At 74.5% G+C, this 2,577-nt stretch carries 1 protein-coding gene and 2 pseudogenes; all 3 read left to right on the top strand.

Going from position 1 to position 2,577, the window contains the following annotated elements:
• A pseudogene (locus VR45_RS13325) lies at positions 1-256 on the top strand (polyprenyl synthetase family protein); the annotation flags it as partial.
• 7 nt (positions 257-263) lie between these two features.
• Positions 264-2,354, top strand: coding sequence for a squalene--hopene cyclase (shc, locus tag VR45_RS13320; protein WP_234325963.1), 2,091 nt, complete (start codon positions 264-266; stop codon positions 2,352-2,354).
• Positions 2,351-2,577: pseudogene (locus VR45_RS13315) on the top strand (1-hydroxy-2-methyl-2-butenyl 4-diphosphate reductase); the annotation flags it as partial. The gene shc and the pseudogene VR45_RS13315, both read left to right, overlap by 4 nt.

Raw genomic sequence — 2,577 nt, 5'->3', positions numbered from 1 at the left:
CGCCGAGGGCGGCCCGGCCTCCCGCGAACTGGCCGAACAGCTCGCCGATCCCAAGGGGCGCGGCGAGGAGAGCGAGACCGAGCTGGCCGCCCGCGCCCTGCTGATCGAGCAGGCCGGCGGTCGCGCCTGGACCCGGGAGGAGGCCCGCCGCCAGCACACGACTGCCCTCGCCGCTCTGGACGAGGTGCCCATGCCCGATGTGGTGCGCGAGCACTTCGTCGCACTCGCCGAATTCGTGGTGGTACGAGAGAGGTGACGTTACGTTGACAGCAACCGCGGACGGCCGGCTCGACCCTGAGTACGATCCCGAGCCGGTCGCGGTGGGCGGCCTCGCCCCGGCGCTCCTGGGCGCCGGGGAGTGGCAGCCCGAGGGGGCCGCCGCCGCGTCGGCCGACCGGACCGAGAAATCGCAGAACGGGGCCGCCTCCGCCGAGGAGGCACTGGCCCGCGCCACCACCCACCTGCTCTCCCTGCAGAGTTCCGAGGGGTGGTGGAAGGGCGATCTGGAGACCAACGTCACCATGGACGCCGAGGACTTACTGCTCCGGCAGTTCCTCGGGATCCGGACCGAGGAGCAGACCAAGGCCACCGCCGAATGGATCCGCTCCCACCAGCGCGAGGACGGCACCTGGTCCACCTTCCACGGCGGACCGGCCGAGCTCTCCACCACTGTCGAGGCGTACGTCGCCCTCAAGCTCGCCGGCGACGATCCGGGCGCCCCGCACATGATGGCCGCCGCGCGCTGGATCCGGTCGGCCGGCGGGATCGCCGCCGCCCGGGTCTTCACCCGGATCTGGCTCGCGCTGTTCGGCTGGTGGCCATGGGAACGGCTGCCGGAGATGCCGCCCGAGATCATGTTCCTGCCGAGGTGGCTGCCCCTCAACATCTATGCCTTCGGCTGCTGGGCCCGGCAGACCATCGTCCCGCTGACCGTCGTCTCCGCGCACCGGCCGGTCCGCCCGGCGCCGTTCGCGCTGACCGAGCTGCACACCGACCCGGACGACCCCTTCCCGGTCCGGCCGCTCGCCCCGGCCACCAGCTGGGACGGCCTGTTCGAACGCCTGGACAAGGCCCTGCACGCCTACCACCACCGAGCCCTGCGCCCGCTGCGCCGGCTCGCCGTCTCCCAGGCCTGCCGCTGGATCGTCGAGCGCCAGGAGGCCGACGGCTGCTGGGGCGGCATCCAGCCGCCCGCCGTCTACTCGCTGATCGCCCTGCACCTGGAGGGCTACGAGCTCGACCACCCGGTGATGCGGGCCGGGCTCGCCTCCTTCGACCGCTTCACCGTGCACACCCCGGACGGCCGGCGCTGGCTGGAGGCCTGCCAGTCACCGGTCTGGGACACCTGCCTGGCCACCGTCGCCCTGGTCGACGCCGGACTCCCGGCCGACCACCCCGCGCTGGTCTCCGCCGTCGACTGGATGCTCGGCGAGGAGATCACCAAGCGCGGCGACTGGTCCGTCCAGCGGCCCTCGCTCGCCCCCGGCGGCTGGGCGTTCGAGTTCGAGAACGACACCTACCCCGACATCGACGACACCGCCGAGGTGGTGCTCGCGCTCTGCCGGGTCGCCCACCCGGACCCGGCCAAGGTCGCCGGCTCCGTCGACCGGGCCGTGCGGTGGAACCTCGGCATGCAGTCCAAGAACGGCGCCTGGGGTGCCTTCGACGTCGACAACACCAGCACCCTGCCGAACAAGCTGCCGTTCTGCGACTTCGGCGAGGTCGTCGACCCGCCGTCGGCGGACGTCACCGCCCACGTCGTGGAGATGCTGGCCGAGGTCGGCAAGGCCCGCGACCCGCGCACCCGGCGCGGCGTCGAGTGGCTGCTGCGCAACCAGGAGGCCGACGGCTCCTGGTTCGGCCGCTGGGGCACCAACTACATCTACGGCACCGGATCGGTGCTCCCCGCCCTGGTCGCCGTCGGCGTGCCCGCCGAGCACCCGGCGATCCGCCGTGCCGTCCGCTGGCTGGAGGACCGCCAGAACACCGACGGCGGGTGGGGCGAGGACATGCGCTCCTACGAGGACCCGGCGCGCTGGGCCGGGCGCGGCGAGTCCACCGCCTCGCAGACCGCCTGGGCGCTGATGGCGCTGCTCGCGGCCGGGGAGGGGCCGGACGGCCGGGCCAACCCCGCCGTCGAGCGCGGCGTCGACTGGCTGGTGCGCACCCAGCTGCCCGAGGGCACCTGGGACGAGCCCCAGTTCACCGGCACCGGCTTCCCGTGGGACTTCTCCATCAACTACCACCTGTACCGGCTGGTCTTCCCGGTCACCGCGCTCGGCCGCTACCTGCACGGCGGCCCCGCGGCCGGCCGGCCGGCCACCGGTACCGCGCCGATCGGGGCGTCCCGGTGACCGCTGCCCCGCTGCTGGTCCTCTGCGCGCTCGGCCCCGAGGTGTGGGCCCTGCGCGGCGGGGACTGGCGCGGCGCGGCCGGCGGCCCGCCCGTCGTGGTGCGGACCGGCGTCGGCCGGCGGCGGGCCTCGCTCACCGTCAGACGGCTGCTGACCGCCGCCCCCGGCGGCTACGGGGCGCTCGTGGTGGCCGGCTTCGGCGCCTCCGTCGCGCCGGGCATCAC

Source organism: Streptomyces sp. NRRL S-495, from assembly GCF_000966955.1.
Taxonomy (GTDB): Bacteria; Actinomycetota; Actinomycetes; order Streptomycetales; family Streptomycetaceae; genus Kitasatospora; species Kitasatospora purpeofusca.
This window is presented reverse-complemented; position numbering and strand designations above follow the sequence as displayed.